Raw genomic sequence first — 13125 nt, forward strand, 5'->3', positions numbered from 1 at the left:
CGCCTGGACGCCTGTCATGCCTGCAGCCAGCGCAGCAAGGTGGTGGGTCCGATCGGAATGAGCAACAGGTAGGCGATGCAGAACGCCATCACCTTCGGCCGCAGCGCAATCACCTGTGCATGCTCCTGCGGCCGCACGATGCCGCGGCGCGCCCCCCAGGCCACGATGGCGTGCCACCAGATGCCGATGCCGGCCACCGCGATGCACTGCACCAGCGCACCGTAGTGCCGAATGTCGGTCGCCCAAATCTGGAGCGTGGCCAGGGTCTTTGGCCGCACCTGCAGGTGCGACAGCAGCGCGACCAGTACGAACCCCATCGCGCTGGCGCCGGCCAACCAGGCCAGTCCGATGACCGCCAAGCGAAGCAGCCGGCGCCGCGGCGTGCCCGGGCGTGGCGCTTTCGCTTCATCTGCAGGTTCTTGCGGATCGAGAGGCTGCGTGCTCATGGCGTCACCTTCACGCGACCGTTTTCCATCGGCTGCGGATCGGCTGCCCGCCCATCGGGCACGCGCATCGAGCGCGAGTCGGCCTGGAACTGGCTGCCCATGATGGCCAGGGCCGTGTCGGAGGTCAGTTCCTTCCGAATCCGGGCCTCGAACATCAGGTCGTTGATGAATTGCGTCAGCCGGTCGATCTGCGACTGCGTGTCCCGCATGGCGTCGCCCGCGGCCGTCACCTCGGGTAGGCTCAGGCCCGTGAGCAGCACGGCGCGCGCCACCAGCGCCTTGTCGATCACCCGGTGCATCGCCAACTCCTGCCCGAGCCGGGTCACAGCGATGCCGCGCGTGTCGGGAGGCAACTTGCGCAGCGCGTCCAGCAGCTGCGGGCTGATGGCCATGCCGGGCGCGGCGATCGTGTTCAGATCGGCGTAGGGACTGCCCGAGGGAGCGCCTGCCATCGCCTGCAGCTTCGGCAGCACCTGGTCCACCTCGGCTTCGTACTTCGGGCCCAGGCCCGACGCCGTGGTCACCGCCGTCGCGGTGGGGCAATCCGCGCTTTGCGAGCAGGTATAGACGCGCTTGTCGCCCAGCACCTCGGTGGTGAACTTGGCCAGGTCGTCCGGCGATGCGAAGGCCTGCACCAAGCGCGTGGACTTGTCGGTCGAGCCGGCATAGCTGGTGCTGGAGGAGGCGGTGACGGACTTGTTCAGCGTGGCGTTGTAGCCAGCCACCGAGAGATCCCGGATGGGACGAAGGGGGAGCGAGTTGATGCCGCCCGCCTTCTGGCCGAACACCCAGTTGACGCCCGTGCGCTGCGCTTCCTCGTTCTTGTTGATGTCGATCTTGGCCTGCACGATGTCGCCGGACGTATTGGCCTTGACCTTCCAGGCATCGCCCTTGGCCATCTTGATCCAGTCCTCATAGGGATTCTGGCCGGCCCTGATCATGGCCTCGGTTTCCTCACAGGTCTTGAGAGAAGAGGCGACCAGCAGATCCGCCTTCTGGCTGTAGTTCTGGAAGAGCTGGTACAGGCCCGGCTGGGCACGCTGCAGGACGTACAGCGGCAGCGAGGCGATGCCCGCCTGCACGGCATTGGTCACCTGCTGACCCAGCCGCGAGATGTTGTTCATGATGTTGCCCCAGGACATGCCCACATCGAACTTGCCGCAGGAGTAGTTCAGGCGCAGGTTGGCCTGCAGGCCCAGGGCCTGGGAGGTCTGCCCGCGGTTGTTGGCGCCGCCGCCCGGCGTGCCGCCGCCCATGCGGTAGTAGAGCGTGGAGTTGGAGACGGGCTGTGCATGGACAGCGGGCGTGCTGACCAAGGCGAATACGCAGACGATTGCCGCCGCGATGGCGGTGCGCCGAGGGGTGGGATGGGTGGAAGGTTTGGCGGTCATTGGAGAGCAGGGACGGGTGCTTGAGGCAGGTTTCGGGCGGTCATGGGACCGAGAACAGGTAGATGCCGCGGTTTTGGCAGCAGTCGTATTTGTTCCAAAGGTTCCAGACGTAGCCGTTGGCACTGGTGCGGCCATCGCCGAAGGAAAGCAGTGATAGCGAGTCGTTTTCCCCGAACCGCACGCAACTGGTATCGGTTCGGGGATACACCATCGACCAGCGGGTGTCGGAGTCCTCAATGGATGAGAAATACTTGTAGCCGCCACTGGTCTCCAGGCGCTTGTAGATGTGGGGTTGCGCGCGCTTCTTGATGATGCTGGCCACGCGTTCCGCAAGCACGGCCGAGGCCTTGACCGGATGCTGCTGGACCACCTCTCCCGTGCGCGGGTAGATGCTGCCCCAGGTACTGGCTATTGCCGAATGGCTCACCTCCTTGCGTGTGGGCACCCAGGCAGATGGGTACAGCATCTCCACCGGCAGGATGCCGCGCCAAAAGAGCGCATCCAGTTCGGATTGGTAATGCAAGCCGAATGCGGAAGCGCCGCCCGGACAGAACAGACTGCCCACACCGAGGTCGGTGCTGCCGCCAGCCAGCGAGGCGATGGAGACGACCTGCTGCAGGGGCCCCAGGTCGATGCCCGCGAGAGCCGCGCCATTCATGCCCAGGGTCGCCAGCCCGCTGGTGGAGCCCAGGAAGCTGCCGACGTTGCCGGCCGCCGACTGCAGCTGCGACAGGCGCCCGGGAAGGCTGGAGATTTTCCCGATGATGTCCATCGGCGCCTTGGCCAGGCTGGCGGCTCCCTGCAGGACCGAGTTGGCGGCATCCATGGGAACGGACATCCATTCGCGCTGAATGTTGGGCAACTCTTCGGAGGGGAAGTCCATCAACTCCGTGAGGCCGGGTATGCCGAACACCGAGGGGACGTTCGGCAGAGTGCCGCTGGACAGGACGCTCGCCACCATGCCCACGGGATTGCCGATGGCGTCCGCTCCCTTGAAGGTGGTGATCTCGGTGTCATCGCGCGCCGTATCGGCCGCAGAATCCAGCGGCATGCCGGCCATAGCAGAACCGACAACGGCCATGGTGGCGGCGATCGGCTTGCCCACCTCCAGCCAGGGATGCATCAGCGGGTCGTTGTAGGTACTCACGATCGCATCGGGCACGTAATGGCTCACGCGGATCGAGGAGAGGATGGCGCAGCCCTTGATCGTGCAGCGCAGGAAGAAGCACATCCCCTTGACCTGGTAGGACAGGCAACTGGGGAAAGATTGCAAGGTGGCGGTCAGGATCGCCACCGTGTTGGTGGTCTGCGCAAGCAAGGCACCTGGCGCCATGGCAAATGTGCCAGCCACGGCCAGAGCGATGGAGCCGGATCGCAGCGCTGCCAGGGTGCTCGTTACGCGGCCGAAAGACGAAGGGCTCATCATTGCAAGCCCCTCGGCCCAGAGGCTGGTCGAGCGCGCTGGAAGGCCGCCAGCGCGGCATTCACGTCGGTCATCCCGAACACCACGGTCTGCCGGTTGACGACGATGGCCGGCAGCCGGTCGATGCGGTAGTGCATCGCCAGGGTGATGCCATTGGCGGCATTCGCCACCACGGGCTGCACCTGTCGGCGGATGCGTGCCTCGTTCGCCGCGAGCCAGGCGCGGGCATCGGCCTCGTTTTGCGGCAGCGCTTGGTTGATGGACTGCTCCACCCGGGACATGGCGTCCAGCCGGTAGATGTCGAGCTTGTATCGATCCGAGCGCTGGGGCGTGACGAGCATGGCCGAGTTGGCGAAGACCTCCACTTGCGTGATGCCCCGGTACAGGTCATCGCCCAGGATGACCTGAGCTTGGGCAAGGAAGGCCATCATGAACGCCGGCAATGCCAGTGCCCACGGCCGGAATTTCGAGCAGATCCGATGCACGGCGCTCATCCGCGTGCCTTCACGAGTTCCTCGGCCACAAGCATGGCCGCCTCCAGTTCGGTGCAGCCGTGTTGGTCCATGAGCCGGCGCCGGTGCGCCTTCTCATGGCCTTCGGTCATGGCCAGGGCGATCGGCAGCGCAGGCGGCACGTTGCGAAACAGCATCTGGCCGAGCGCAGAGATGATGACGCCCTCGGTGTACTTGGGCGGCTCCTTGCGGGCGGACTCCATCAGATGGCGCTGCTCGGGCGTGAGGCTGCGAAACCGCGCGACCTCGGCGATCTCCGAGCGATCCATGGTGAGCAGCATCCAGTATTCGCACATGGAGAGCACCCGCTCCATAGAGTCCGGGAAATCCTGCAAATTCTGCGTCGCCAGCCAGAACCAGATGTTCAGCTTGCGCCACATCTTGGTGCCCTTGGCGATCTTCGGGCCCAGCAGCTCGTTGGTGGTGATCAAGTGGCCTTCGTCGGTCAGGAAGACGATGGGGCGGCCCTCGGCTTGCGTGCGCTCGCCGCGCGACTGCACCGAGTCGATGAGACTGGTGTAGGCCACCGCCAGGGCGTCGCCATAGCCGTCTTGCGTCAGCGTGCCCATCTCGATGAGGGTCACGTCCGCGTCTGGCCAGTCCTGGCCCTCGCGATTGAAGAGCTTGCCGCGCAGCGCCTGCGTGAAGGTCATCATGGACTGGCCCATTTCTTCCGCGCGCATCTGGCGCGGGCCGGAGAGCGTCTCGTCGCGGTGCATGCCCATGAGTTCGATGGCCACGTCCTGGGTCAGCGGGTGCGTGCGGCCTTCCTTTCGGCAGCGCACGGACGCGCGGATGATCGCCCGCGAGACGAGGTAGCGGTCGGCACGGCCCATGCGTGCGACCTCCTGTTTTTCTCCGCCGGTGACCATCATGATGGCGGCGATCAGCATCTCGCCCAGGAGATCGCGCCGCTCCGTCCCTTCGTCATCTTGGTCTTGTCCAGGCGTGGCCGTTGCGGCCTGGGTGCCCGAGGGCTCCTCATCCAATTCGCCGATCAGGATGTCGATGCCCTCGTCGTCCGGCACGCCGGCGTTGACCCGGGCCTGCTGCTCGGCCGCGTTGTAGGAGGACATGACATCGGGATCGTCCAGCAGCCGCAAGGCATGCACGAAGGGCGGCAGCGATACGTCCGCTTCGCTCGTGAGCGTGACATGGTGGGTGGAGAGGCCCATGCCCTTGAAGTACGCGAGCAGCAGCTCGAAGGAGCGGCCCGCGTCCACGATCACCAGGCGAGGCTTGTGGATGGCCATGGTCATCATGGCCAGGTAGTTCAGCGTGGCCGACTTGCCCGCGCCCGTAGGGCCCAGCACGAGCATGTGCGCGTTCTTCTTGCGGTCCCGCCGGTTCAGCGGATCGACCCAGAGCGGCTCGCCGCCGCGGTTCCAGAACCACATGCCCGGGTGGGGAGTCCCGCGCGCCCGTCCATACACGGGCAGCAGCGCGGCGGCGTGGGAGGCGAAGGTCAGGCGTGAGCGGCGCAGTGAACGGTTGTCGAATGCCGGATCGAAGTTGAAGGGCAGCCCACGCATGAAGGTGTCCAGGGGCACCAGGTCGTGCTTGGAATCGATGAACCGCAGGCCCGAGGGCACGAGCAGCGCATTGACCTGGGAGATCTGCTGCTCCAGGTCGGCGGTGTCGTGTCCGCTCACGTAGAGCGTCATCATCATGGGGTAGAGCTTGTCCCCTTGCACCATCCGGGCAAGGACCTGCTCGCACTCGCGGTGCGTCTCCATGGCTGCAGCGGACTTGGCGCGAGAGGCATCGCGGATGCGCTCGATGTGGCGCTCCAGCTGGTGCTGCGGTTGCACGGTGAGAGAGATGGAAAGCATGGCGCCGGCGGGCAGGCGGTCCAGGCGCGCGAAGCTCTCCTTGCCGCTTTGCAGTTCGGCCGAGAAGTGGCCGATCTGCGGCTGACTGCGCATGCTCTGCAGAGCCAGTGCCTTGACGGGCAAGCCATCGAACTCGAACGTGCCGGCCGCCAGGTCGGACTTCGGGGGCGAGAGGTTGAGCAGGTCCGACAGGTCGCAGCCGAACAGGGGCGCTTGGGGCCACCCCGTGCCCTCATCGGTGGGGTAGGGCGCCTGGCGCAAAAGGTCGGTGGGCGTGCTAGCCCAGGGCACGGCGCGGTTGAAGAACGGCAGCAGCCATTCGTACAGGTCGCGGCCGGTGCAGCGGCGCGCGGCGACACCCGCCTCGCTGAAGGTGGACATCAGGGTGATCGCCACCGACTCGATCTGCGCGGTGGGCGGCGCCGGGTCGTCGGCCAGCCCGGCGAAGCGCTTGTAGATGCAGCAGCGCACGCGCCGCACCTGGCCGCGCCAGACCTGGCCCGTGACCAGCGTGTCTGTGAACAGGCCCTGCGGGCGCGAGACCAGATCCAGGTGCCTGGACATCTCGGCCAGGACCGACTGGGTGAAGCGCGAGTCCAGGATCGCACGGCATCGCTCGGGGTAGTCCTTGTGCTGTTCGGCGATGTAGTCGCTCAATGCGCCCGCCAGCGGTCCCAGGTTGCGATCGTCGTTGGCGAAGAACTGCACGATCCAGGGCGATGCGTCCGATTCGGGCAGCGCCTGCAGGGCCTCCTGCACCTTGAGGGCATGCTCGGCCAGGAACTCCGCGGCCTGCGCCTCCGTGGGGATGGCCGACAGCTCGAACATCGCGCCGAGGGTGGCGCCATCCTTGAGTACGAACACCTTGTCCTCGCCCTGGTAGGCGACGTAGGGCAGCATGTCGGTGAAGGAGGGCGGGCGCAGGGCCATGCGCCGGCGTTGCCCCACCGTTTGGCCGTTGGATGGGGTGGTGGCGGCTGCGCCGCTGGCAGGTGGGCCTGGAGCGCGCTTGGGTCGGATGAAGTCAAGGAGCATCGTGCGTGGTTGTCGTGGGCTAAAGGCGTGATGTCAGCGAGAGGGACGGGTGCCGGCTTTACCTTGCACAGCGCTAACGGCCCGCAGGTCCTGCTCGACCTCTCCCGGCAGCGCGTAGAAGGTCTGCTCGTACATCGGGAACGTGGTCACATAACCCGGCACCGGGTAGGTGCCGCGAGCCAGATGCGGATAGACCACCATGACGAGATCGGGGTTGGGCACGCGGGCGAAGCGCTGGCGCATGGGCTCCAGGGCGGACCAGTAGCGCTGGGTGTCGGCATCGCCAGCGGCGATGGGCCTGGCGGACGACGCCTCGCGCAGGCGGTCCTGCGCGGTACGGGTGCGGGCGGTTTGGGCCCCCTCGTCATCCTTGGGCGAGGCCTTGCCGCGGTAGATGTCCAGCACGGTCGGGCTACCGCGGGTAACCTCGTTGATGGGCGATTCCCGGTTTCCTGTGACCGAGCAGCCGGTGCCCAGCAGGACCAGGGACAAACAGGCTGCAGGCATCAGACGTGATGTCGTTGGGATGAGGTCATTCGAGACCATGGCGTTCTCCTCGTGCGATTTGGGTGCCCCCCTGCTGGCGATGCACCAGGCGGCGGGCGTTGACGGCTTTGTCCAGGCGGATTTCCTGGTCCAGGTGGATGACCAGTTGCTTGCCGGACGGCACGATCACGGCATCGAAGCTGTTGCGAAGGCGCTGGAGCATCCACTGGGTCACTTCGTCGGTGGCGCCGCTCACGGCCTGGCCCATGGCAAAGCGCCCCCGGTCGCCCGTGATCGAGGAGGACGTCGATCCGTCGTTGTTGTTGCGCTGCGTGCGCTGCGCGTCGGCGAAGGCCTGGCCGGCCACACCGAGGCCGCGCAGCATGCTGATGTCGGTGAGGTAGCTCGCTGCGTTGGTCACGAACTTGCCCGGGATGCACGGGTTGCCGTGCAGGTCCGAGATGAAGCCGATGTCGCCGCCAGATGAACCGCCCGATCCGCTCCCCGTGGAAATCCCGCCGCCCCGGTTGCGGGAGGACACGGTGCGCACGGTGCCGTCGTTGAAGACGAAGGTGATCGAGCGCACCTTGCCTTCGGAGCAAGACAGCGCCATGTCCCCAATGGCAACGCCCGTCACGATCATGCCGGCGATGTCGGGCGGCAGCTCCCAGCCGCTCGCGGCGAGGTTGTCGCGCCCGACCATGGCCTTGAACTGCATGGGGTCCGTCACCCGGCCATCGATGGGCACCCGGCCGATGAGGCTGGTCATGGCGGTGACGCCCGCCAGCGTGGAGTTCTCGGGCAATGTGAAGAAGGGGATGTCCTCGGCTTTTTGCGCGGCGGCTCTTGCGGCCTGCGTGGCGGGTCCTGCCGGCCCTGCAATGCCGGCGTCGCCGCTCGCCTGCGTGGTTCGCACGAACCGCGTCGTGGCCACGGCGCCCGATCCGCGCGCCGGGTCCACGTGCGCGACGTAGCCCATGGGAGTCATGAGCTTGTACTGGACCACACCGGCGGCCGAATCGGCCTGGGCAGCGGCACCGGCATCCGACCAGCCCGCCGCACCGGCACGCGAGCCTGGCACGGCCTGCGATCCCGTGGACGGGCCGCGCGTGGTCGACGAGCTGGACGAACTTGGCGAACCAGGCAGGCCCTTCATGAGCGTGTCCGCAGCCTCTGCGGCGGTGTCGATCGCGTTGCCCAGGGCGGATTTTTCGGCGGAGGGGGGATCGATGGCGGTGGCCTGTGGTGCCGGAACGGAGGCGGCACTGGGGTTGTTGGCCTGCGCCGGGCTACCCGCACCTGCGTTACCACCCGTACCCCCCAGGCGCCGGTTCTCCTCGGACAGGCGGTTGTTGGTCTCGATGATCTTGGCCACGTCCTGGCGCAGCTGCGTATTGCTGGCCACCACGGTGGCGAGTGTCTCGGCCGGCGTGTCGTTGTCGGCGCCGGTCGCCTTGGGGAGGCCGGCCTTGGCCCTGGCGGGATCGGGGACGGCCTTCATAGGCGCGTCCGCCTTCGGCTGGGCGGGTCCGGAGAACTGCTGGTACAGCACGCCGATGATGACGGCGGCGCCGACGGTGCCCAGGACGGGAATGATTTTGTTGCTGGTGGTGGCCATGGGCTCGCTCTCCTGTTACAGGCAGGCCTCGAAGGCGCGCTCGCACACCAGGTACAGGGCGGTGGTATCCCAGTCGCTGCCGGCCGGGCCGATGCGCCCGTGCTGCGCGGTCGCGGAGATCCAGCGTCCCCGGAGGTCCTCCAAAGGCAACTCCAGGGGCGTCCTGGCGCGGTTGGTCACGCGCACGGCCGTCACGTACAGGTTGCCCGAACGCCATTGGCCCAGGGGCGCGGCCTCCACCTGGGCGCCACGCAGCAGGCCGGTGACGGGCTGCGTGCCCACCTCGACCTGGCGCACGCCGGGCAGGTCGTAGGCCAGGCGCCGCGGTGCATAGAGCATCCGCGCCGCATACCGGGTGAGCTGCACCATGTCGGCCGCGGGCTTCTCCGGCTCGGCCTCCTTGGCCGCGGTGACGCCCCCTGCGGCACCGGCGGTGGCGGTTGCCGCGGGGCCGGACTTGCCCGGCTCGACCACGAACACCTCCAGCTCGGAAGTGGCCGAAGCCGTACTCTCGCCCGCAACGAGATCCATCGGGATCTGCTGGCCGCTGTCCACCAGTTCCGCGACGATGCGCAAGGTGGTGAAGGGGACCAGGGCGGTCGCATACAGCGTGCGGTCGATCACCTCCAGGCGGGCCACCGACTCCATGTCGCGCGGGACATGCAGGGCAGCGGGCGCCGGCAGCGTGATGAGCCGCTCACGGCCCACGGGCAGGGGCACGGCGATGGGCGCGCGCTCGAAGACGGCGCGCTCCACGCCGGCGCGGGCGGCAGCGCCCGTGGCGGGTGGGCGGCGCGTGCGGGACGCGGACGACGATGTGCGCACGGCCTGGGCGGCTGCCCGTGCGGGCGAACCCGCTGCGGTTCCGAATGAGCCGGACTGCGCGCCGGCAGCCTCGGGAGACAGATCCTGACCCAGATCGACGTCGTTCCTGCCCGCTGGCTTGCCGCCACCTTGCGCACTGGCGTCGATCATGTCTGGCGGGACGTTGGCCAGGGAGAGTTGTCTGACCTCCTGCGCATGCGACAGGGAGGGCAACATCGAACCCGCCAGAACCGCGGCCAGCGCAGTGAGTCGGTAAGTGAATCGGTGCATGGTGCGTTGAAACTTCATTGGGAAGCGGAGGAGGATGAGTTGCTGGGCGCGCTGGACGAGGTGCTGGCAGGAGCAGACCCGACAGCGCCCTGGGCCTGCAGGGGCGTCGCCTGTGGACTGTTGGGGTCCGCGCGCTGGTCGGCCGTGCGCGGCAGGGCCGCGGGCGTGAGGGTGGTGGGCAGCTTGGGCGCGGCCTGGCCGCTGCGCACCGCCTGCACCTCGCTCATCTCCAGGCGCGCCGGACGGTTGGCGCCATAGCAGTCGATTGCCATTCGCCAGGGATTCTTCTCGCGGTCCACGTCGTAGCGGACGATGCGCAGCGGGTAGCGGATGAACGCATCCTTGACGGGCTGGCCCCGGAAACTCTCCATGAGCTGCATGTCCAGCAGCACGGTCCAGGCATCCGGGCCGTCCGCGACCACGCGCGCGCTGGAGTAACCGAAGCCGGGAATCTCCGTCATCTGCCGCGTGCGCGAGCGCAACTCGCCGCTGTTGTAGCGCGACTGCATGTCCGCTTCGAGTTGGGCCCGGCAGGCTGGCGTCACGAAGGCTTGCAGGGAGAATATCTGCGAGCCATAGTCCTTGGCGCCATCGGCCTGCCAGCGGTTGACCTGCTGCCAGATGTAGTAAGCGAAGCCATAGACGTTGGTGTCGGGCACGGGCGCGTTGCCACTCTCCACGTGCACACTGTCGCCGGCCTTGACGTTGGGCGCCAGGTGCAGGTCCAGGTTCTTGGGCATGGAGTGGGCGTAGTACATGCCCAGGGCGCCCATGGCTGCGACGATGAGGATCGCGTGGCGCAGCGTGGCGTTCTGTGCCCGGGCCGATGACAGGGCGTCGAGGTAGGGATTCATGGTGTCGGTGGCTCAGTTGATCGGGCGGATCAATCCGGTCGGTGAGGTGTGTCGGCAGGGGACTGGCCGTGCGGATCCCTGCGCACCTCCCTCGGTGGCCTCAAGGAAGAGGCGAGGGATCCCTCGAAGGAGCGCCCCAGGTCCCACCAGCCCTCGTGCCCGATGAAGCGGCACCGGACCCATCCCCGGCGAGCGGCCCACAGGTGCAGGTACTGGGTGTAGTAGCCATCGGGCCGGCCGCGCTTGATGCGGGCTAGCCAGGTCGAGGAGAACCACAGCACCGCCATGGGCCCGAAGATCGCGAGCATCAGCATGACCTGCCACAGGCCCGTGAACGTGGTGACGATGGCGCCCATGAACAGACAGGCAGCGAGTGCCGCGGCCGCGATCACCTTGGCCTCGGTCGTGGTCATCCCGTTGAAGATCGATGGCTCGACGTTCACGTGAGCGGTCAGCGGGGCCCCGCGCGAAGCTGCAAAGTGCTGCGGTGCGTCTGGATGGCTGTCGGGAGTGCGGGGCATTCAGCGCGACTTGCCGGTTCACTTGATGGTTTCCAGCGCGTAGGTCACCATGATCACCATGAACCCACCGAGTACGCCGGCCATGATGAAATACTCCACCAGGTCGGCTTTTTCCGCTTTTCCAGCGGTGTAGGCGCGCCATTTCGAGATCGCACCGGCAACGACATGGATGAATCCATAGCCCACGATGACGAGGCCGAGAATGATGAGGCCGGCCTTCATCAGGGCCCCCATGTTGCCCAGCCAGTCGCCCTCGGCGACCGTGCCGCCGCCGATGGCCTCGCCGGGCTTGGGCATAGTGGGCAGCGCTGCCAGGGCGGGAGTGCAGATCAGGGCCACGGCAGGAGCGAGCAATGCACGGGCTGCGCGGTCCCGGGCGAGGGACAGGGTGTTGCGGGCGAGCGCCTGGAGGCTTTGCAGACGGCGCAATGGGGACAATGGCATATGAATGGGTCCTTCAATGAAAGTGGGATGGAAAACGGTCGCGGCTAGACCACGACGTACAAGACGAGCGAGAGCAGCACCATGGCCTTGACGCCGGCGATGGTGGCCTGCACCGCGGTCACGCGCTCGTGGCGGTAGGCATCCATGAGCTGCATCACGATCCAGGCAAAGAAGGTCAGGACCACGGCGCTCACGATGAGCGTGAGCGTGGTCTTGAAGGTTGCGGGATCGGCGCCCGAGCCGGTGCGAAAGGCCTCGCGCATGGTCTGGTTCATGGGGGTGTCCGTGCAGTTGGTGTGCGGCAAGCAGGGATCACTGGCGGTAGTCGCCGCGCAGCGGCGCCACGGGCCGCGGCTGGCGAGGGGTGTCGGTGTGCCGCTCGATGCCCTCGCGCAGCATCTGCAAGTCGCTGGCCAGCCAGTCGTAGCGGAACTTGACGCGCTGGCCGGTGGGCGCATCCTGCGCGGCGGTGGCCACCATGGCCTGCACGCGCTCGATCTCGTGCGCGATGCGCGCCAGGTGCTCGCGCTCGGTGTCCTCGTCGCCGGCGTGCGCGGGAACGGTTGCGGCCGCGCCCGCCGCCAGCAGCAGGGCGATCAGCCAGGCACTGCGGCAGCGTTGGCCAGTTTCGTGGGAGGGCGGGGATTGCATCATGGTTCTCCTGATGGGTTCAGACATATTTCTTGAATGCCGCCACGGTGGTCGAGAGGGTGGCGGCGACGAGGACGGTGAAAACGAGGACCATGTAGGCGGGGTTGAAGCCGCCGAAGGGCCAGGTGAGATAGAGGCCGAAGCCGCCGGTGAGCGACCAGGCGGTGTAGCGCTTGGCGTGGTGATAGACGAAGGAGCTTTCCCGCCCGCCGCCCCAGCGGCGCAGATCGCGGCGCACCAGGCCATCGACGGCCCCCACCAGGCAGGCGAGGATGAAGGCGGGCAGGGCGAAGAGCGCCACCGACATGCGCAGCAGCACGTCCTGCGCGACGTACATCGACACCAGCGCCCATTGCGACAGGAGCTTGCCCATGGAGCGGCTGACCTGACCCACACCCTTGGACAAGGGACTGCCCTCCCGCGGATTGCCACCGACTGCGGCGGTGGCGTGCGATGGCGTGGGCTCAGGCGCCGCCTGCGGACCGTTGAAGCGCGCATACCAGCGCAGCACGCCGAGCCGCTCATAGGGCATCTGCACCCACCGCACGATCCGTTGGGAGAAAGCCACCGTGTCGGGCACCAGGAGGCTGCGCGGCGCGGCGGCGATGTATACCAGGTCCTGCTCCACCAGCGTGCGTGCATGGACCACTCCCTCGTCCTTCCACAGCAGGTACATCCCGCCGATCTCGATGAGGATGCCCACGAACCAGGAGAACAACGCCACGAAGGTCAGGCCGATGCCGATCTCCAGCACGAGTTCGACGGGGCCGCGCGTGCGGGGGCGCACCGGTCCCTTGGGAGGCGCGTCGCTCATGAC

The 13125-nt window shown here is 67.3% G+C and carries 14 protein-coding genes; all 14 read right to left on the reverse strand.

All coding sequences use genetic code 11. The features are described from left to right. Positions 1-14: 14 nt before the first annotated feature. Genes AVTE2539_RS25025 through AVTE2539_RS25090 form a run of 14 tightly spaced genes read right to left on the reverse strand, consistent with a single transcriptional unit; the run spans position 15 to position 13122 of the window. Entirely contained in the window at positions 15-446 is a 432-nt protein-coding gene (locus tag AVTE2539_RS25025; protein ID WP_284414877.1) for a hypothetical protein, read from the reverse strand. Beyond that, positions 443-1837 carry an integrating conjugative element protein gene (locus AVTE2539_RS25030; RefSeq protein WP_284414879.1) on the reverse strand — a complete coding sequence of 465 codons (1395 nt, stop codon included), beginning with the start codon at positions 1835-1837 and terminating at the stop codon, positions 443-445. Before AVTE2539_RS25030 ends, AVTE2539_RS25025 begins: the two co-directional genes overlap by 4 nt. 40 nt (positions 1838-1877) lie before the next feature. Beyond that, a complete protein-coding gene (locus AVTE2539_RS25035; protein ID WP_284414881.1) occupies positions 1878-3260 on the reverse strand; it encodes a TraU family protein in 1383 nt (460 codons plus the stop codon). Then, positions 3260-3754, reverse strand: coding sequence for a TIGR03757 family integrating conjugative element protein (locus AVTE2539_RS25040; protein WP_284414883.1), 495 nt, complete (start codon positions 3752-3754; stop codon positions 3260-3262). Before AVTE2539_RS25040 ends, AVTE2539_RS25035 begins: the two co-directional genes overlap by 1 nt. Continuing rightward, positions 3751-6639, reverse strand: coding sequence for a conjugative transfer ATPase (locus tag AVTE2539_RS25045; RefSeq protein ID WP_284414886.1), 2889 nt, complete (start codon positions 6637-6639; stop codon positions 3751-3753). The genes AVTE2539_RS25040 and AVTE2539_RS25045 overlap by 4 nt, the downstream gene beginning before the upstream one ends. Positions 6640-6672: 33 nt before the next feature. Then, positions 6673-7146, reverse strand: coding sequence for a TIGR03751 family conjugal transfer lipoprotein (locus AVTE2539_RS25050; RefSeq protein WP_272552791.1), 474 nt, complete (start codon positions 7144-7146; stop codon positions 6673-6675). Positions 7147-7171: 25 nt separating this feature from the next. Beyond that, on the reverse strand, positions 7172-8743 hold the full coding sequence (locus tag AVTE2539_RS25055; RefSeq protein ID WP_284414889.1) for a TIGR03752 family integrating conjugative element protein: 1572 nt from the start codon (positions 8741-8743) through the stop codon (positions 7172-7174). A gap of 15 nt (positions 8744-8758) precedes the next feature. Then, positions 8759-9838, reverse strand: coding sequence for a TIGR03749 family integrating conjugative element protein (locus AVTE2539_RS25060; protein ID WP_284414891.1), 1080 nt, complete (start codon positions 9836-9838; stop codon positions 8759-8761). A gap of 14 nt (positions 9839-9852) precedes the next feature. Then, complete coding sequence (locus AVTE2539_RS25065) at positions 9853-10692, reverse strand: PFL_4703 family integrating conjugative element protein (protein ID WP_284414893.1); 840 nt, start codon at positions 10690-10692, stop codon at positions 9853-9855. Between the two features lie 29 nt (positions 10693-10721). Further along, complete coding sequence (locus AVTE2539_RS25070; RefSeq protein ID WP_284414895.1) at positions 10722-11213, reverse strand: TIGR03750 family conjugal transfer protein; 492 nt, start codon at positions 11211-11213, stop codon at positions 10722-10724. 18 nt (positions 11214-11231) lie between these two features. Then, entirely contained in the window at positions 11232-11657 is a 426-nt protein-coding gene (locus AVTE2539_RS25075; protein ID WP_284414897.1) for a DUF2976 domain-containing protein, read from the reverse strand. Between the two features lie 44 nt (positions 11658-11701). After that, positions 11702-11932 carry a DUF3262 family protein gene (locus AVTE2539_RS25080; RefSeq protein WP_284414899.1) on the reverse strand — a complete coding sequence of 77 codons (231 nt, stop codon included), beginning with the start codon at positions 11930-11932 and terminating at the stop codon, positions 11702-11704. A 37-nt stretch (positions 11933-11969) separates the two neighbouring features. Next, positions 11970-12308: an integrative conjugative element protein, RAQPRD family gene (locus AVTE2539_RS25085; protein WP_284399660.1), complete on the reverse strand. Its 339-nt coding sequence runs from the start codon at positions 12306-12308 to the stop codon at positions 11970-11972. 19 nt (positions 12309-12327) lie between these two features. Further along, positions 12328-13122 (reverse strand): DUF4400 domain-containing protein, encoded by a 795-nt coding sequence (locus AVTE2539_RS25090; protein WP_284414901.1) that lies wholly within the window; start codon positions 13120-13122, stop codon positions 12328-12330. Positions 13123-13125: the final 3 nt, after the last annotated feature.

This window comes from Acidovorax sp. SUPP2539 (assembly GCF_030158975.1).
Taxonomy (GTDB): Bacteria; Pseudomonadota; Gammaproteobacteria; order Burkholderiales; family Burkholderiaceae_C; genus Paracidovorax.

What these genes read in the sequence shown, in the direction of transcription:
- AVTE2539_RS25030 (WP_284414879.1), bottom strand. Translation starts at nt 1,837, where the DNA reads ATGACCGCCAAACCTTCCACCCATCCCACCCCTCGGCGCACCGCCATC.
- AVTE2539_RS25080 (WP_284414899.1), bottom strand. Translation starts at nt 11,932, where the DNA reads ATGAACCAGACCATGCGCGAGGCCTTTCGCACCGGCTCGGGCGCCGAT.
- AVTE2539_RS25025 (WP_284414877.1), bottom strand. Translation starts at nt 446, where the DNA reads ATGAGCACGCAGCCTCTCGATCCGCAAGAACCTGCAGATGAAGCGAAA.
- AVTE2539_RS25035 (WP_284414881.1), bottom strand. Translation starts at nt 3,260, where the DNA reads ATGAGCCCTTCGTCTTTCGGCCGCGTAACGAGCACCCTGGCAGCGCTG.
- AVTE2539_RS25060 (WP_284414891.1), bottom strand. Translation starts at nt 9,838, where the DNA reads ATGCACCGATTCACTTACCGACTCACTGCGCTGGCCGCGGTTCTGGCG.
- AVTE2539_RS25075 (WP_284414897.1), bottom strand. Translation starts at nt 11,657, where the DNA reads ATGCCATTGTCCCCATTGCGCCGTCTGCAAAGCCTCCAGGCGCTCGCC.
- AVTE2539_RS25055 (WP_284414889.1), bottom strand. Translation starts at nt 8,743, where the DNA reads ATGGCCACCACCAGCAACAAAATCATTCCCGTCCTGGGCACCGTCGGC.
- AVTE2539_RS25065 (WP_284414893.1), bottom strand. Translation starts at nt 10,692, where the DNA reads ATGAATCCCTACCTCGACGCCCTGTCATCGGCCCGGGCACAGAACGCC.
- AVTE2539_RS25040 (WP_284414883.1), bottom strand. Translation starts at nt 3,754, where the DNA reads ATGAGCGCCGTGCATCGGATCTGCTCGAAATTCCGGCCGTGGGCACTG.
- AVTE2539_RS25085 (WP_284399660.1), bottom strand. Translation starts at nt 12,308, where the DNA reads ATGCAATCCCCGCCCTCCCACGAAACTGGCCAACGCTGCCGCAGTGCC.
- AVTE2539_RS25070 (WP_284414895.1), bottom strand. Translation starts at nt 11,213, where the DNA reads ATGCCCCGCACTCCCGACAGCCATCCAGACGCACCGCAGCACTTTGCA.
- AVTE2539_RS25090 (WP_284414901.1), bottom strand. Translation starts at nt 13,122, where the DNA reads ATGAGCGACGCGCCTCCCAAGGGACCGGTGCGCCCCCGCACGCGCGGC.
- AVTE2539_RS25050 (WP_272552791.1), bottom strand. Translation starts at nt 7,146, where the DNA reads ATGCCTGCAGCCTGTTTGTCCCTGGTCCTGCTGGGCACCGGCTGCTCG.
- AVTE2539_RS25045 (WP_284414886.1), bottom strand. Translation starts at nt 6,639, where the DNA reads ATGCTCCTTGACTTCATCCGACCCAAGCGCGCTCCAGGCCCACCTGCC.